This is a genomic window from Micromonospora sp. NPDC049203 (assembly GCF_043197215.1).
In the GTDB taxonomy this organism is placed as follows: domain Bacteria; phylum Actinomycetota; class Actinomycetes; order Mycobacteriales; family Micromonosporaceae; genus Micromonospora.
This window is the reverse complement of sequence record NZ_JBICSV010000001.1, coordinates 543758-559289: the sequence shown is the minus strand read 5'-3', so window position 1 is coordinate 559289 and position 15532 is coordinate 543758. Positions and strand designations below refer to the sequence as shown.

The 15532-nt window shown below is 74.4% G+C and carries 13 protein-coding genes; 12 read left to right on the top strand and 1 reads right to left on the bottom strand.

Annotated features, from left to right (window positions below; all coding sequences use genetic code 11):
• The first annotated feature begins 5 nt into the window (after positions 1-5).
• The 7 genes from ACGFIA_RS02575 to ACGFIA_RS02545 all read left to right on the top strand — a co-directional run bounded on the left by ACGFIA_RS02575 (position 6) and on the right by ACGFIA_RS02545 (position 6400).
• Positions 6-839 carry a DUF4397 domain-containing protein gene (locus ACGFIA_RS02575; RefSeq protein ID WP_357388253.1) on the top strand — a complete coding sequence of 278 codons (834 nt, stop codon included), beginning with the start codon at positions 6-8 and terminating at the stop codon, positions 837-839.
• Positions 836-1507, top strand: a complete 672-nt coding sequence (locus ACGFIA_RS02570; RefSeq protein ID WP_357388251.1) for a class F sortase — start codon at positions 836-838, stop codon at positions 1505-1507. The genes ACGFIA_RS02575 and ACGFIA_RS02570 overlap by 4 nt, the downstream gene beginning before the upstream one ends.
• Before the next feature lie 98 nt (positions 1508-1605).
• Positions 1606-2781 (top strand): cysteine desulfurase family protein, encoded by a 1176-nt coding sequence (locus tag ACGFIA_RS02565; protein WP_393258059.1) that lies wholly within the window; start codon positions 1606-1608, stop codon positions 2779-2781.
• A 37-nt stretch (positions 2782-2818) separates the two neighbouring features.
• Positions 2819-3895 carry a tRNA 2-thiouridine(34) synthase MnmA gene (gene mnmA / locus ACGFIA_RS02560; protein WP_393258055.1) on the top strand — a complete coding sequence of 359 codons (1077 nt, stop codon included), beginning with the start codon at positions 2819-2821 and terminating at the stop codon, positions 3893-3895.
• A gap of 30 nt (positions 3896-3925) precedes the next feature.
• Positions 3926-4930, top strand: a complete 1005-nt coding sequence (locus ACGFIA_RS02555) for a methionine synthase (protein ID WP_357467081.1) — start codon at positions 3926-3928, stop codon at positions 4928-4930.
• A gap of 37 nt (positions 4931-4967) precedes the next feature.
• The gene (locus ACGFIA_RS02550; RefSeq protein WP_210898758.1) at positions 4968-5336 is read left to right on the top strand and encodes a VOC family protein; all 369 of its coding nucleotides are present in this window, start codon (positions 4968-4970) and stop codon (positions 5334-5336) included.
• 26 nt (positions 5337-5362) lie between these two features.
• Positions 5363-6400, top strand: a complete 1038-nt coding sequence (locus tag ACGFIA_RS02545; RefSeq protein ID WP_357388243.1) for an ADP-ribosylglycohydrolase family protein — start codon at positions 5363-5365, stop codon at positions 6398-6400.
• A 123-nt stretch (positions 6401-6523) separates the two neighbouring features.
• On the opposite strand, the gene ACGFIA_RS02540 is transcribed toward ACGFIA_RS02545, so the two are convergent.
• Complete coding sequence (locus ACGFIA_RS02540; protein ID WP_357467086.1) at positions 6524-7150, bottom strand: type II toxin-antitoxin system PemK/MazF family toxin; 627 nt, start codon at positions 7148-7150, stop codon at positions 6524-6526.
• A 183-nt stretch (positions 7151-7333) separates the two neighbouring features.
• Here ACGFIA_RS02540 and ligA point away from each other — a divergent pair, with 183 nt between their 5' ends.
• From ligA to ACGFIA_RS02515, 5 genes are all read left to right on the top strand, one after another.
• A complete protein-coding gene (gene ligA, locus ACGFIA_RS02535; RefSeq protein WP_357467089.1) occupies positions 7334-9487 on the top strand; it encodes an NAD-dependent DNA ligase LigA in 2154 nt (717 codons plus the stop codon).
• A 150-nt stretch (positions 9488-9637) separates the two neighbouring features.
• Entirely contained in the window at positions 9638-12214 is a 2577-nt protein-coding gene (locus ACGFIA_RS02530; RefSeq protein WP_357388237.1) for an EAL domain-containing protein, read from the top strand.
• A gap of 106 nt (positions 12215-12320) precedes the next feature.
• A complete protein-coding gene (gene gatC, locus ACGFIA_RS02525; protein WP_013284468.1) occupies positions 12321-12626 on the top strand; it encodes an Asp-tRNA(Asn)/Glu-tRNA(Gln) amidotransferase subunit GatC in 306 nt (101 codons plus the stop codon).
• A gap of 23 nt (positions 12627-12649) precedes the next feature.
• A complete protein-coding gene (gene gatA, locus ACGFIA_RS02520) occupies positions 12650-14125 on the top strand; it encodes an Asp-tRNA(Asn)/Glu-tRNA(Gln) amidotransferase subunit GatA (RefSeq protein WP_393258597.1) in 1476 nt (491 codons plus the stop codon).
• A 193-nt stretch (positions 14126-14318) separates the two neighbouring features.
• Entirely contained in the window at positions 14319-15467 is a 1149-nt protein-coding gene (locus ACGFIA_RS02515; protein WP_357388235.1) for a putative Ig domain-containing protein, read from the top strand.
• Positions 15468-15532 lie beyond the last annotated feature (65 nt).

Here is a 15532-nt window from a genome sequence, read left to right as displayed (position 1 = left end):
AGACAATGCAGTACGCGATGTTCCGTCGGGTCGCCGCGGGCGGCGCGGTGGCCGCCCTCACCTTCGCCGGCGTCGGCGCGGCCACCATGAGCCCGGCCTACGCCGCCTCGTCGAAGGTCTCCGTGGTCCACGGCATCCCGGACACCCCTGTCGACGTGTACGTCAACGGCGAGAAGACGCTTGACAACTTCAAGCCCGGCGACGTCGCGGGCCCGCTCACCCTGCCTGAGGGGGAGTACGACATCGCCCTGACCAAGCCGGGTGAGGCGATCGACAAGGCGATCCTGAAGGTGGACGACGCCGAGGTGCCGGGCGGGGCGAACATCAGCCTCGCCGCGCACCTGAGCGCCGACGGCAAGCCGCGGATCACCCCGTTCGTCAACGACGTGTCCAAGGTGGGCGCCGGCAAGGCCCGGCTGATCGTCCGGCACACCGCCGCCGCCCCGGCCGTCGACGTGCGGGCCGGCGGCACGCCGGTCTTCGAGGACCTGACCAACCCGAAGGAGGCCAAGGCGGACGTGGCCGCCGGCTCGGTCAAGGCGGACGTGGTGCTCGCCGGCACCGACACCGTCGCCATCGGCCCGGCCGACCTGAACCTGAAGGAGGGCACCGCCACCATCGTCTACGCGATCGGCTCGGCCGAGGCAAAGAACCTGAGCGTGGTCGCCCAGACCATCAACGGCCTGCACTCGGCGCCGGGCGGCGTGCCCAGCGGCACCGGCGGTCAGGCCGGCACCGGCGTGGACACCTGGTGGTACGTGCTGGCCGGGGCCGGCGTCCTGCTCCTGGTCGGCGGCTCGGCGCGGGTGGCGGCAACCGCCCGGGCCGGTCGCCGGTGACGGTGCGCAACCGCGGGGCGCTGGCGGCGATGGCCGCCGGCGCCGCCGCGCTCACCCTGGCGGGTGTGGTGGCGTGCGGGTCCGGCAGCGCCGAGGACGTCGGTGGCGACGAGGTGACAGCGTTGTCCGGCGCCACGCCCACACCCACACCGGCCGCTGCGGCGAGCGGCGGCGGATCGGTCCCGGTGAACCCGGGCACGCTGCCCGCCGACAACGAGATCGTGCCGCCGGTGAAGCTGAGCATCCCGCCGATCCGGGTCACCGCCACTGTCAACCCGGTGGGCGTCAACGAGCGCACCGACGAGTTCGAGGTGCCGCCCAGCGTGGACCGGGTCGGCTGGTACCGCTACGGCCCGGGCCTGGAGGCCGGCGCCGGGTCGGTGGTGATCGCCGGGCACGTGGACAGCGCCGAGCAGGGCAAGGGGGCGTTCTTCCGGCTGCGTGAGCTGGACCAGGGGGACAAGCTCACCGCCACCGGCTCGGACGGCCGCGAGCGCGCCTACCGGGTGGTCGCCCGCGAGGAGTACCGGAAGTCGAAGATCCCGCTGGAGCGGTACTTCGCCCGCGACGGCAAGCCCCGCCTCACGCTCATCACCTGCGGCGGGCCGTTCGACGCGAAGACCCGCAGCTACCGGGACAACATCGTGGTCACGGCCGTTCCCGCGTGATCGTGGCCGTTCCCGCGTGAGCGGGCCGGACCGCCCCGGGTGGGACGGGGCGGTCCGGCCCCCGGCTCCGGGTGCGCAGGCCGTTAGGCTGAACCGTGATGGCATACCTTGATCACGCGGCGACGACCCCGATGCTGGACGAGGCACTCGAGGCGTACGTCGCCGTCGCCCGCGAGGTCGGCAACGCGTCGTCGCTGCACGCGGCGGGACGCCGGGCCCGGCGCCGGGTGGAGGAGTCCCGTGAGCGGGTGGCGGCCGTGATGGGCGCCCGCCCCTCCGAGGTGATCTTCACCGGCGGCGGTACGGAGAGCGACAACCTCGCCGTGAAGGGCATCTTCTGGGCCCGTCGCGCCGACCGGGCCGAGCGGGTCCGGGTGGTCTCCAGCGCGGTCGAGCACCACGCCGTACTGGACGCGGTGGACTGGCTGGTCGAGCACGAGGGCGCGCGGGCCGGCCGGCTTCCGGTCGACGCCGCTGGGCGGCTCGATCCGGAACGGCTGCGCGCCGAGCTGGCCGAGCACGGCGAGCGCGTCGCTGTGGTCACCGCCATGTGGGCGAACAACGAGGTGGGCACCGTCCAGCCGGTGGCCGCGCTGGCCGCCGTCGCCGCCGAGCACGGTGTGCCGTTCCACACCGACGCCATCCAGGCGGTCGGGCAGGTGCCTGTCGACTTCGCCGCCAGCGGTGTGTCGGCGCTCACCGTGACCGGGCACAAGCTCGGCGGGCCGACCGGCGTGGGCGCGCTGCTGCTGGCCCGCGACGTGGCGGCCACCCCGCTGCTGCACGGCGGCGGCCAGGAGCGCGACGTGCGCTCCGGCACGCTCGACACGGCCGGCATCGTCGCGTTCGCTGTCGCCGTCGAGGCCGCGGTGAAAGGCCAGCAGGAGTACGCCGCACGCGTCGCCGCGCTCCGCGACGAGCTGGTCGAGCGGGTGCGGCAGGCGGTCCCCGAGGTGATCTTCAACGGTGACCCGGCCGACCGGCTCCCCGGCAACGCGCACTTCTCCTTCCCGGGCTGCGAGGGCGACGCGCTGCTGCTGCTGCTGGACGCCCAGGGCATCGCCTGCTCGACCGGCTCGGCCTGCTCGGCTGGCGTGGCCCAGCCCTCGCACGTGCTGCTGGCGATGGGCGCCGACGACGACCGGGCCCGGTCCTCGCTGCGCTTCACGCTCGGGCACACCAGCACCGGCGCGGACGTGGACGCGCTGATCGCCGCGCTGCCCGCCGCGGTGGAACGGGCCCGCCGCGCGGCCGCTCTGCGTACGCCCCGCTGACCCGGATACGCTCGGTGAGGACGAGGGGAGTGGGCCGGTGAGGGTTCTGGCGGCGATGTCGGGCGGGGTGGACTCCGCCGTCGCGGCGGCACGGGCGGTGGAGGCCGGGCACGACGTGACGGGCGTGCACCTGGCGCTGGCCCGCAACCCGCAGACGTACCGCACCGGCGCCCGGGGCTGTTGCACGCTTGAGGACTCCCGGGACGCCCGGCGGGCCGCCGACGTGCTCGGCATCCCGTTCTACGTCTGGGACATGGCCGACCGGTTCCACGAGGACGTGGTGGACGACTTCGTGGCCGAGTACGCCGCCGGGCGTACCCCGAATCCCTGCCTGCGCTGCAACGAGAAGATCAAGTTCGCAGCGGTGCTGGACCGGGCGGTCGCCCTGGGCTTCGACGCGGTGGTGACCGGCCACCACGCCCGGCTCGGCCCGGACGGCCTGCTGCGGCGCAGCGTCGACCTCGCCAAGGACCAGTCGTACGTGCTGGCGGTGCTGACCCGCGCGCAGCTCGACCGGTCGATCTTCCCGCTCGGCGACTCGACGAAGGCCGACGTGCGCGCGGAGGCCGCCCGGCGCGGCCTCGCCGTGGCCGGCAAGCCCGACTCGCACGACATCTGCTTCATCGCCGACGGCGACACCCGAGGCTTCCTCGCCGAGCGCCTCGGCGAGGCCCCGGGGCAGGTGGTGGACGCGCTCACCGGCGCGGTGGTGGGCAGCCACAGCGGCGCCTACCAGTACACCGTCGGGCAGCGGCGCGGGCTGCACCTGGACCGCCCGGCGCCGGACGGCCGGCCGCGCTACGTCCTGTCGATCACCCCGACCACGAACACGGTGACGGTCGGCCCGGCCGAGGCGCTGGAGGTCTCCGACGTGCGCGCCGTCCGCCCGGTGTGGACCGGCGGGCCGCGCCCGGAGGGGCCGGTCGAGTGCGAGGTGCAGCTGCGGGCCCACGGCGACGTGGTGGCGGCCGCCGTCGAGGTGGACGCCGGCGGCCTGCGCGCGTCGCTGCGCCGCCCGGTCCGGGGCGTCGCCGCCGGTCAGGCGATCGTGGCCTACCGGCCGGACCCGGCCGGCGACGTGGTGCTCGGCTCCGCCACCATCACCGCTGCCTGACCGGCGACGGGCAGCGGATAGGCTGCGGCGGTGACTGAGCAGGCGTGGCCCTGGCCCACCGGTGCGGCGACGGGGATCGGGTCGCTGCCCGGCACCGACATCGCCGAGGCGCAGCGCATCGTGCTCGGCGAGCTGCCCGCCCTCCCGCACCTGCCCGAGCTGCCCGCCCGGGGGCCGGGCGCGGACCTCGTCGGCCGCACCGCCGGCCTGCTGGTCGAACTGCCTGTCGAGTTGTACGCGGCCCGCTGGCGGATCGCCCCGCGCCCCGGCCGGGATCTGCGCCGCGCCCGTGACCTGATGGAACGCGATCTCGACCAGCTCGCCGAGCAGGCCGAGGAGTACGCCGGCCCGGTGAAGGTCCAGGCCGCCGGCCCGTTCACCCTGGCCGCCGCGCTGGAGCTGCCGATCGGTGGCCGGATGCTGCGCGACCCGGGCGCGGTACGCGACCTCGCGGGCTCACTCGGTGAAGGGCTGCGCGGGCACGTCGAGGCGGTGACCCGGCGGCTGCCGCGCGCCTCGGTGCTGCTCCAGCTCGACGAGCCGTCCCTGCCGTCGGTGCTGGCCGGCCGGGTGCCCACCGAGAGCGGCTTCGGCACCCACCGCCCGGTCGAGACGGAGGTGGCTCGGGCGCTGCTGCGTGACGTGATCGAGGCGGCCGGCGTACCCGCGCTCGTGCACTGCTGCGCGCCGGACGTGCCGTTGGAGCTGATCCGCTCCGCCGGGGCGGTGGGCGTCGCCCTCGACCTGTCGCTGGTCACCCAGATCGACCCGCTCGGCGAGGCGATCGACGCCGGGCTCGGGCTGCTGGCCGGCGCCGCGCCGACGCTGCCGCCGCCGTCCGGCCGGGCGCCGACGTCGGCCGAGGTCGCCGACCGGGTCCGCCGGGTCTGGGACCAGCTCGGCTTCCCCCGCCGCCGGCTGGCCGAGCAGGTGGTGGTCACCCCCGCGTGCGGCCTGGCCGGTGCCACCCCGGGGTACGCCCGCGCGGTGCTGACCGCCTGCCGCGACGCGGGCCGGCGTCTCGCCGAGGACTGACGTTTTTCCGTCGTACCCGCCGGGCACGATGACCGGCATGATTGGACGACTGCGTTCCACAGTGATCGACTGCCCCGATCCGCGTGCGCTCGCCGCCTTCTACGCCGAGCTGCTCGGCCTGCCCGTGGTGGAGGAGAACTCCGACGGCGACGAGTGGGTGGTGCTCGGCGGCCCGCCCGGGCACCAGCCGCGGGTGGCCTTCCAGAAGGCGCCCGGCCTGCGCGCCCCCGACTGGCCCGACCCGGCCCGGCCGCAGCAGCTCCACCTGGACGTGACTGTCGACGACATCGAGGCGGCCGAGAAGGCGGCGCTGGCGCTGGGCGCGCGGCGGCTGCCCGGCGAGGGGGAGGGCTTCCGGGTCTACGCCGACCCGGCCGGCCACCCGTTCTGCCTCTGCTGGGACTGATCTTCCGCGACTTGCGCGGCGGAGGCATGATCACCGGCGTGACCGCCTCCACCGCCACCGGCCGCGCCGCCGGTTCGCTGTTCGGCCTGGCCTACGGCGACGCCCTGGGCAAGCCCACCGAGTTCCTCACCGTCACCGAGATCGTCCGGCGCTACGGCCCGGCCGGTCCGCGCGAGCTGACCGGCGATCCGGCCCTGGTCACCGACGACACCCAGATGGCGTTGGCCGTGGCGTGGGCGCTGCACGACGCGCCCGCGTACACGGCCGGGGCGGTGGAGCCGCTGCTGCGGCAGCGCTTCGTCGACTGGTCGGTCAGCCCGGAGAACAACCGTGCCCCCGGCATGACCTGCCTGCGGGCCTGCGCCGAACTGGCCCGGGGCACCCGCTGGCAGGAGGCCACCGTGGCGGGCTCGAAGGGCTGCGGTGCGAACATGCGTGTCACCCCGGTCGGGCTGCTCGACGTCGACCTGGACACCATGGCCGGGCTGGCCCAGCTCCAGGCCGGTCTCACCCACGGCCACCCGACCGGGCTGGCGGCCAGCGAGCTGACCGCGTACGCGGTCCGGCTGCTGCGCGACGGCGCGGCGCTGCCGGAGCTGCCGGGCCTGCTCACCGAGCGGGCCCGGGAGCAGCGCACCGTCTACCGGGACGACTGGCTCGGTGACCTGTGGCAGCGGTCCGGCGAGAGCAGCGCGGCCGGGTTCGTCGCCCAGGGCTGGGACGACTGCCTGCACGTGCTGGGCCGGCTGGAGGCGGCGCTGGCCCGCCCGGACGACGGCGGCGACCCGTGCCGGTTCACCGGCGAGGGCTGGATCGCCGAGGAGGCGCTGGCCACCGCGCTGCTCTGCGCGCTGCGCCACAGCGACGACCCGGTCGGCGCGCTGGCCCGGGGCGCCACCACCGCCGGTGACTCGGACTCCATCGCCGCACTGGCCGGCGCGTTCGTCGGGGCCGCGTACGGCACGGCCGCCTGGCCTGCCGGATGGGCCGGCCGGATCGAGTACGCGGGCCAGCTCACCGCGCTCGCCGCCGCGTTCGAGGGGGATACGCCCGGCGCGGGGTGACACGGCGGCGATCGGGGGGATCGCCCGCGTGGCGCGCAACCGGTCCGGGTTCCGGCAGTCGTCGACCGACACGGCGGTTTGCCCGGGTTCGTCGCGGGTGCGGCCGGGCCGGGGGCGGCTCGCTCAGCCGGTGAGGTGGCTCAGCCGGCGCACACCCCGCCACAGGTCCGGGTCGCAGGTGCCGGCCCGGTCGGCGAACGCGTCGAGCGGCACCGGGATCGGCTCGCTGACGTCGAGGAAGCTGTCGTGGTCGGCGTCCGGATCCCAGTCCCGGGTCGGGATCGGCAGGTGGTCGTCCCGATCCGACTTGTCCTGGCTGGTGATCTTCAATACCTCGGCGTCCCCGCCGTCGACCCGCAGCACCAGGCAGGGGCGCACCTTCGAGCCGGTCCCGTCGGCGTAGGGCACGTCGGCCCACCAGATCTCCCCGGGCCGGGGCTCGTCCCGGTCCGCCCGCCCGGCCGCACGTGGCCGCGGCGGCGCCGCGGTGCGGTCACCACGTGACCCGGCGCCGGCCCGGTCGCCGCGACGCGCGCCGCCGGGCCGTCCACCACCGGGCCGGTCGGTGCCGGTCCGACCGCCGCCCGGTCCGCCGGTCCGGCTGCCACGACCGGTGCCCGGCCGCCGCCCGTCGGACCGGCCACGTGTCCCGGCGGCGCGTTCGGCCGCCCGGCGGCGCCACTCGTTCCACAACCAGCCCGCCGCGACACAGGCCACGATCACCAGCGCCCAGATCACCCCGTCGCGCATCCGCCGCCCGCCTCCCGACCGTTGCCGCCCAGTGCCGCCGACGCGATCGTCGCACGCCGGGGGCCGCCCCGCCCGGGTGGCGCGACGCGTGCCGGTCCGCCCTGCTCGGCGCGGGTGGCCGGACGACTGTCAGTCCCGACCGCTACGGTTCTCGGGTAGCACCGACACGGGAGGTCGACAGCGGTGTCCGAAGGCGGCGGCGTGTCCGAAGAAGTGGTTCCCACAGCGGCCGACGCGGCCCAGGAGGCGGCGGCGGGGGCCGAGCCGACCCCGGCCGCGCGGGAGCGGCACGCCACGCTCAGCCAGGAGCTGACCGAGCACCAATACCGCTACTACGTGCTGGACGCGCCGACCATCACCGATGCGGAGTTCGACAGGCAGCTGCGGGAGCTGGAGGCGCTGGAGGCGGAATACCCGGCGCTGCGCACCCCCGACTCGCCCACCCAGCGGGTCGGCGGCACCTTCTCCACCGACTTCACCCCGGTCGCGCACGCCGAGCGGATGCTCTCGCTCGACAACGCCTTCGCCGACGAGGAGCTGGCCGCCTGGGCCGACCGGGTCGAGCGTGACGCGGGCGGCCCGGTGCCCTACCTGTGTGAGCTGAAGGTCGACGGGCTCGCCATCAACCTGACCTACGAGAAGGGCCGGCTGGTCCGCGCCGCCACCCGGGGCGACGGCCGCACCGGCGAGGACGTCACCGCCAACGTGCGCAGCATCAAGGGCGTGCCGGCCCGGCTGACCCCGGCCGACGGCTTCCCCGACGTGCCGGAGTTCCTGGAGGTGCGCGGCGAGATCTACTTCCCGGTGGCCGCGTTCGCCGACCTGAACGCGAGCCTGGTCGAGCAGGGCAAGGCGCCGTTCGCCAACCCGCGCAACGCCGCCGCCGGCAGCCTGCGGCAGAAGGACCCACGGGTGACCGCCTCCCGCCCGCTGCGCCTGGTGGTGCACGGCATCGGCGCCCGCACCGGCTACCGCCCGGCCGCGCAGTCCGAGTCGTACGCGGCGCTCAAGGCGTGGGGACTGCCCACCAGTGACAGGTGGAAGGTGGTGGACGACCTGGCCGGAGTGGCGGAATACATCGCCTACTACGGCAAGCACCGGCACGACGTCGAGCACGAGATCGACGGCGTGGTGGTCAAGGTCGACCCGGTCTCCATCCAGGGCCGTCTCGGCTCGACCAGCCGGGCGCCCCGCTGGGCGATCGCCTTCAAATACCCGCCCGAGGAGGTCAACACCAAGCTGCTCGACATCGACGTCAACGTCGGGCGCACCGGCCGGGTCACCCCGTTCGCCGTCCTCGAACCGGTCCGGGTGGCCGGTTCCACTGTCGCGCTGGCGACCCTGCACAACGCCCGTGAGGTCGAGCGCAAGGGCGTGCTCATCGGCGACACGGTGGTGCTGCGCAAGGCCGGCGACGTGATCCCCGAGGTGCTCGGCCCGGTGGTCGAGCTGCGTCCGGCCGACGCCCGCCCGTTCGTCATGCCGACCACCTGCCCGGCCTGCGGCACACCGCTCGCGCCGGCCAAGGAGAGCGACGTCGACATCCGCTGCCCCAACGGGCGGGCCTGCCCCGGCCAGATTCGCGAGCGGGTCTTCTACCTGGCCAGCCGCAAGGTGCTCGACATCGAGGTGCTCGGCGAGAAGGGCGCGGCGGCGCTGCTGGACGCCGAGATCATCACCAACGAGGGCGACCTGTTCCAGCTCGACGCCGAGCAGTTGAGCCGGTCGCCGTTCTTCGTCAACAAGGACGGCAGCCTCGGCAGCAACGCCACCAAACTGCTCGACAACCTCGCCGAGGCCAAGGAACGCGACCTGTGGCGGGTGCTGGTGGCGCTCTCCATCCGGCACGTCGGCCCGACCGCCGCGCAGGCGCTCGCCCGGCACTTCCGCTCCATCGCGGCGATCGAGACCGCGGGCGAGGAGGAACTGTCCTCGGTGGACGGCGTCGGCCCGACGATCGCGGCCAGCCTGAAGGAGTGGTTCGCCGTCGACTGGCACCGCGAGGTGGTGCGCAAGTGGGCCGAGGCGGGCGTACGGATGGCCGAGGAGGCCGCCGACGAGGGTCCGCGACCGCTCGACGGCGTCACAGTGGTGGTCACCGGCACGTTGAGTGGGTTCAGTCGCGACCAGGCGGCCGAGGCGATCCAGGCCCGGGGCGGCAAGGTGACCGGCTCGGTCTCCAAGAAGACCGGTTTCGTGGTGGTCGGCGACAATCCCGGCTCCAAGGCAGACAAGGCCGCCACCCTGAAACTGCCGATCCTCGACGAGGACGGCTTCCGCGTTCTGCTCGACTCCGGCCCCGACGCCGCCCGCGAGGTGGCCCGGGTGGAGGGCTGACGGGCTGGTCACGGCGAACGCCGGCGGATACCAAGTTAATTACGACTACGACCGATTCGTGACTGTCGTGTCGGGGAAACCGCCTCGGAGGGCGTTTCATTGGCGTACGACGCGTGACGGCGCGCGCCAGGACGTTCCCCGGGAGGTGCGATGGAGACCGGCGATCCGCGTAACTCCGTCCCGCCCGGGCGGAGCGGGCCGTTCTTCGGCTTCGTCGGCGCGATCGGCGCGGTCGCCCTACTGGTGTCGGCCGTGCCGCTCGTCAGGCTCGCCGACCGGCTGACCGAGCTGCCGGCGGCCTTCTGGACCATGGCGGCGCTCGCCGTCGCCTGCGACGCGCGCCCGTTCGTCCCGCCCGGCCGGCGGCAGACCTCGGCGGTGTTCCCGTCGACCTGCTTCACCTTCGCGATCCTGCTCGGCTGGGGCCTCGGTCCGGCCGTCGCGGTGCAGGCCGTGGCGGTCGCGGTCAGCGGCTGGCGGCTCGGGTACGCCCCCTGGCGCACCGGCTTCAACGCCGCCCAGTACGCGTGCGCGCTCGCCGCCGCGTACGCAGTCACCCGGCTCGGCCCGGGCGAGCTGTTCGACGACGGCGGGCTGCGCTGGACCGACGTGGCGGCGGTGGGTGGCGCGACGGTGGCCTGGTTCGTGGTCAACTACGGGCTGGTCAGCTCCGCGGTCCGGTTGCGCTTCGGGGACCGGTGGTGGCCGAGCTTCCGCAGCGGCCTTGCCTACGAGCTGCTGGCCACCGGTTCGCTGCTGCTGCTGGCCCCGGTCCTGGTGGCCGCCGCCCGGGCCAGCGCGGCGTTGATCCCGCTGGTGCTGGTGCCGCTGTTCGCGGTCTACCGGATGGCCCGGCTCTCCGACGAACGGGAACATCTCGCCGACGTGGACCCGCTCACCGGGCTGCCCAACCGCAAGGCGCTGCTGACCGAGGTGGCCGAGCAGGTGCACCTGCACGGCGAGCGGGCCGCCCGGGGCGCGCCGGACGCGCACCTGGCGCTGCTGCTGCTCGACCTCGACCGGTTCAAGCACGTGAACGACGCGCTCGGGCACGCGGTGGGAGACCGCCTCCTGGTCGAGGTGAGCGCCCGGCTGATGGGCGCGGTCGGCGGCGGCGACATGGTGGCGCGGCTCGGCGGCGACGAGTTCGCCATCGTGGTGCCCCGGCTCACCGACATCGACCAGGCGCGCGAGCGGGCCGACCGGGTGGTCGCCGCGCTCGCCGAGCCGGTGCCGCTGGACGGGCTGCCGCTGGACGTCGGCGGTGCCATCGGCATCGCGCTCTACCCCGACCACGGCGAGGACTTCGCGACCCTGATGCGCCACGCCGACGTGGCCATGTACGACGCGAAGCACCGCAACGACACGGTGGCGGTCTACGCGCCGGAGTCCGACCACAACTCGGCCGAGCGGCTGAGCCTGCTGGCCGACCTGCGGCGGGTGCTGGAGTCCGGCCCGTCCGCGTCGGCCGGGGAGACGGTGGGCGTACGCGGGGGTGACGGAGCGGCGCTGGAGCCGGCGCTGCCGGGCGCGCGACCGGCCCGGGCCGAGCGGCCGTCGCGCAACCAGCGCCCGGCGCGCGACGGAGGCCGGGGCGGCGGACGGGCGGGCGGGGGACGGTCCGGCGACGGGTCGAACCGGTGGCTGCGGCGCCGCCGGGACCGCGCGCAGGAGCGGCACGAGGACGACCTGATCGAGCGCATCCTCACCGGCGCCGACCCGATCCGCCGCCGGGCCGCTCCCGGTGGCGCCGCCGCCGGGCCGGTGGTCACGCCGTTCGTGGTCGGTGGCGGGGAAGCCACGCCGGACCGTGCCGACGGGACCGACGCCGCGCACGACGCGCAGGTGGCCGTCAGCACCGGTGCGCCGGGCGTCATCGGGCCGACCGCGGACGGGAGCGCCGCCGGCGGGCCGGAGGAGCAGGCCGGGCACCCGGGCGAGATCACCATGTACTACCAGCCACAGATCGCCATCGCCACCGGCGAGGTGGTGGGCGTCGAGGCGCTGCTGCGCTGGCGGCACCCGCGCCGGGGCATGGTCGACCCGGGCGAGCTGATCCAGGTCGCCGAGCAGAGCGCGGTGATGCGGCTGCTGACCCGCCGCGTGGTGGACGACGTGGTGGAGCAGCTCGCCAAGTGGTCGGCGGCCGGGCTCACGTTGCGTGCCGCGCTCAACGTCAGCGTCCGCGACCTGCACACCGGCGAGATCGCCGACCAGATCGCCGACCGGCTGACCCGGTACGGCGTGCCGCCGCAGCGGCTCCAGGTGGAGATCACCGAGGGCGCGCTGATGGCCGACCCACGGCGGGTGCTCGCCAGCATCACCCAGTTGCACCGGATCGGTGTCGGCATCGCGCTCGACGACTTCGGCACCGGCTACTCGTCGCTGCAACACCTGCGCCGGCTCCCGCTGTCCGAGGTGAAGGTGGACCGGTCGTTCGTCCTCGGAATGGCCGAGGACCCGGACGACGCGGCGATCGTCCGCTCGATGATCGAGCTGGCCGGGGCGCTCGGGCTGCGCGTGGTGGCCGAGGGCGTGGAGGACGAGCGCACCTGGCGGCTGCTGCACGCCGCCGGCTGCGACGTGGCGCAGGGCTGGTTCCACGCCCGGCCGATGCCGGCCGAGGACCTGGTGGCCTGGCTGTCCCGCTACCGTCCGGTGCGCCCGGCCGAGGCGGGCAGCCGTGGAGCTCCGGCGCCGGAGGGGGAGTCGAAGGCGTCGTCGTGACGGCGGGACAATAGACTCGCTCCGGTCACCGCGCGTCATCGAGCACGCCCGTACGCGCGGCCGGCCCACCGCCAGACGTCTCAGGACAGCCACGAAGGGGGCACCGATGGCCGCCATCTCCCGCGAGGAGGTCGCGCACCTCGCGCGACTGTCGCGGCTCGCCGTCACCGAGGAGGAGTTGGACACCTTCGCCGGCCAGCTGGATGTGATCCTCCAGTCGGTCGCGCAGGTCGGCGAGGTAGCCGCGGCGGACATCCCGCCGACGTCCCACTCCGTGCCGCTGACGAACGTGCTCCGCGAGGACGTGGTGCGGCCGGGCCTGACCCCGCAGGAGGCGCTGTCGGGCGCCCCCGACGCCGAGGAGCAGCGGTTCCGCGTCCCGCGGATCCTGGACGAGGATGTGGCCTCATGAGCGAGCGCAGCGGGAGTGCCGGCATGACCGACCTGACGAAGTTGAGCGCCGTCGAGATCGCCGGGCTGGTGGCGAGCGGCGAGACCTCCGCCGTCGAGGTCACCCAGGCGCACCTGGACCGGATCGGCGCCGTCGACGACCGGGTGCACGCGTTCCTGCACGTCGACACCGAGGGTGCGCTCGCCGCCGCGCGGTCGGTGGACGAGCGTCGCGCCGCCGGTGAGGAGCTGGGCCCGCTGGCCGGTGTGCCGGTCGCGGTGAAGGACGTGCTCACCACCAAGGGCGTGCCGACCACCGTCGGGTCGAAGATCCTGGAGGGCTGGCGCCCGCCGTACGACTCGACGATCGTCGAGCGGCTGCGCGCCGCCGGCACGGTGATGCTCGGCAAGACGAACATGGACGAGTTCGCGATGGGCTCCTCCACCGAATACTCGGCGTACGGGCCGACCCGTAACCCGTGGGACCTGGAGCGGATCCCGGGCGGCTCGGGCGGTGGCAGCGCGGCGGCGCTGGCCGCGTACGAGGCGCCGCTGTCGATCGGCTCGGATACCGGCGGCTCGATCCGCCAGCCCGGCGCGGTCACCGGCACCGTCGGCGCGAAGCCCACCTACGGCGGCACCTCCCGCTACGGCCTTGTGGCGTTCTCCTCGTCGCTGGACACCCCCGGCCCGTGCGCGCGTACCGTGCTCGACGCCGCGTTGCTGCACCAGGTGATCGGCGGTCACGACCCGCGCGACTCCACCTCGATCCCGGCACCGGTGCCGGACGTGGTGGCCGCGGCGCGGCTCGGCGCCACCGGCGACCTGACCGGCGTGAAGCTCGGCGTGGTCACCGAGTTCACCGGTGAGGGCGCGGAGCCGGGCGTGATGGCCGCGTTCCGCGAGTCGGTCGAGGCGCTGGCGAAGCTGGGTGCGGAGATCGTCGAGGTCTCCTGCCCGCACTTCAAGTACGCGCTGCCGGCGTACTACCTGATCGCGCCGAGCGAGTGCTCCTCCAACCTGGCCCGGTTCGACGGCGTCCGGTTCGGCCTGCGGGTCGGCGACGACGGCAACCGGTCGCTGGAGGAGGTCATGTCGCTGACCCGCGAGGCCGGTTTCGGCCCCGAGGTCAAGCGCCGCATCATGATCGGCACGTACGCGCTCTCGTCGGGCTACTACGACGCCTACTACGGCCAGGCGCAGAAGGTCCGCACCCTGATCACGCGGGACTTCACCAGCGCGTTCGAGCAGGTCGACGCGCTGATCTCGCCGACCACGCCGTTCGTGGCGTTCCCGATCGGGTCGCGCACCGCCGACCCGTACCAGATGTACCTGGCCGACCTGTTCACCATCCCGACGAACCTGTACGGCGGTCCGGCCATCTCGGTGCCGTGCGGCCTGTCCGACGGGCTCCCGGTCGGCTTCCAGATCATGGCGCCGACCATGGCCGACGACCGGATGTACCGGGTCGCCGCCGCGCTGGAGAACGCCGTCGGCACGCTCACCCCGCCGACGCTCTAGAAACCGGGGGTACGGAGGCGGGCCACCCGCCTCCGTACCGACACGGTGATCACCGAACAGCGGATTGCCACCTGTCACTGGCACTGGTCGAATAGGATTCGAGGCTGCTGGATCGACTGGACTACGGTCCGCTGGCGGATGCGAGCGGCTCCGATCGAGACCTGGATGTGCGATGGGGACACTTCGCCCGGTCATGGCCCTGACGATGGCCGTCGCGCTGCTGCTGGGTGTCGCCCAGCCGGCCACCGCGCAACCGGTCACCGCCGCCACCGAGACCGTCACCATCACCTCGGGTAAGCCCCGGTCGGTCATGGTCATCGGGCAGGTCTACGCGATCCACACGGTCGAGGCGACAGGCGGGACCGCGCCGTACCGGTTGTCGGTGGTCTCGGGCAGCCTGCCGCCGGGGATGCTGGTGGTGGGTACGTCGCTCGGTGGCGCGCCGACCACAGTCGGCACGTACACGTTCACGCTGCGGATGACCGATCAGAACGACCTCTTCGACGAGCAGACGGCGACGATCGAGGTACGCCAGCCGAAGGTCGTCATCACGTCCGGCAAGCCCCGGTCTCCCATGTACCTCGGCCGGGTGTACGCGATCCACACGGTCGAGGCGACAGGCGGCGCCGCGCCGTACGGGTTGTCGGTGGTCTCGGGCAGCCTGCCGCCGGGGATGCTGGTGGTGGGTACGTCGCTCGGCGGTGCGCCGACCACAGCCGGCACATACACGTTCACGCTGCGGATGACCGACAAGAACGGCCTCTTCGACGAGCAGGACGCCACCGTCGTCGTCGCCGTGGCGGCGACCGCCTTCACCTCCGGCGAACCGCCCGCCGCCACAGTCGGTAAGCACTACTCCTTCCGGTTCACCGCCGACGGCGACTCGGACATCGTGTTCGCCCTGGCCGCCGGGGCCCTGCCGGACGGCCTCACCCTCGACGAGAAGGGCCGGCTCAGCGGCACACCGGGCAGCGCCGGCACGTTCACCTTCACCGTCGCGGCGAAGGGGCACAGCACCAGCGCCACGAAGCAGGTGTCGCTGACCGTCGCCGCCCGGACCCCGGGCACCCCGACGGCGACCCCGACCGGCTGGACGCCCGCTCCGACCGACCCGACGGCCACGCCGACCGCGAGCGATCCGGCCGCCACGCCGTCGGAGGGCAGCCCGGCGACGCCCCAGCCGACGCCGTCACCGTCGAAGGCCAGTGGCACGTGGCTGCCGGCCACCGGGCCGGGTTCGCCGCTCGTGCTGCTGCTGTTGAGCGTCGTGGCCTTCTCCGTCGGCGGCATCCTGCTCGTGCTGGCGTACAACCGTCGTCGGACCTTCACCCCACCCGAGTGACGCCCGGGCCGGGCCGGGGCGTCGGGGCGGTCCACGCGGTGATCTCGAAGCCCGGCAGCGGGGTG

Excerpts from the sequence above, each read along its gene's own strand:
- ACGFIA_RS02575 (WP_357388253.1), top strand. The coding sequence starts at position 6 with ATGCAGTACGCGATGTTCCGTCGGGTCGCCGCGGGCGGCGCGGTGGCC.
- ACGFIA_RS02565 (WP_393258059.1), top strand. The coding sequence starts at position 1,606 with ATGGCATACCTTGATCACGCGGCGACGACCCCGATGCTGGACGAGGCA.
- ACGFIA_RS02550 (WP_210898758.1), top strand. The coding sequence starts at position 4,968 with ATGATTGGACGACTGCGTTCCACAGTGATCGACTGCCCCGATCCGCGT.
- ACGFIA_RS02545 (WP_357388243.1), top strand. The coding sequence starts at position 5,363 with ATGATCACCGGCGTGACCGCCTCCACCGCCACCGGCCGCGCCGCCGGT.
- ACGFIA_RS02540 (WP_357467086.1), bottom strand. The coding sequence starts at position 7,150 with ATGCGCGACGGGGTGATCTGGGCGCTGGTGATCGTGGCCTGTGTCGCG.
- ACGFIA_RS02530 (WP_357388237.1), top strand. The coding sequence starts at position 9,638 with ATGGAGACCGGCGATCCGCGTAACTCCGTCCCGCCCGGGCGGAGCGGG.
- gatC (WP_013284468.1), top strand. The coding sequence starts at position 12,321 with ATGGCCGCCATCTCCCGCGAGGAGGTCGCGCACCTCGCGCGACTGTCG.
- gatA (WP_393258597.1), top strand. The coding sequence starts at position 12,650 with ATGACCGACCTGACGAAGTTGAGCGCCGTCGAGATCGCCGGGCTGGTG.
- ACGFIA_RS02515 (WP_357388235.1), top strand. The coding sequence starts at position 14,319 with ATGGCCCTGACGATGGCCGTCGCGCTGCTGCTGGGTGTCGCCCAGCCG.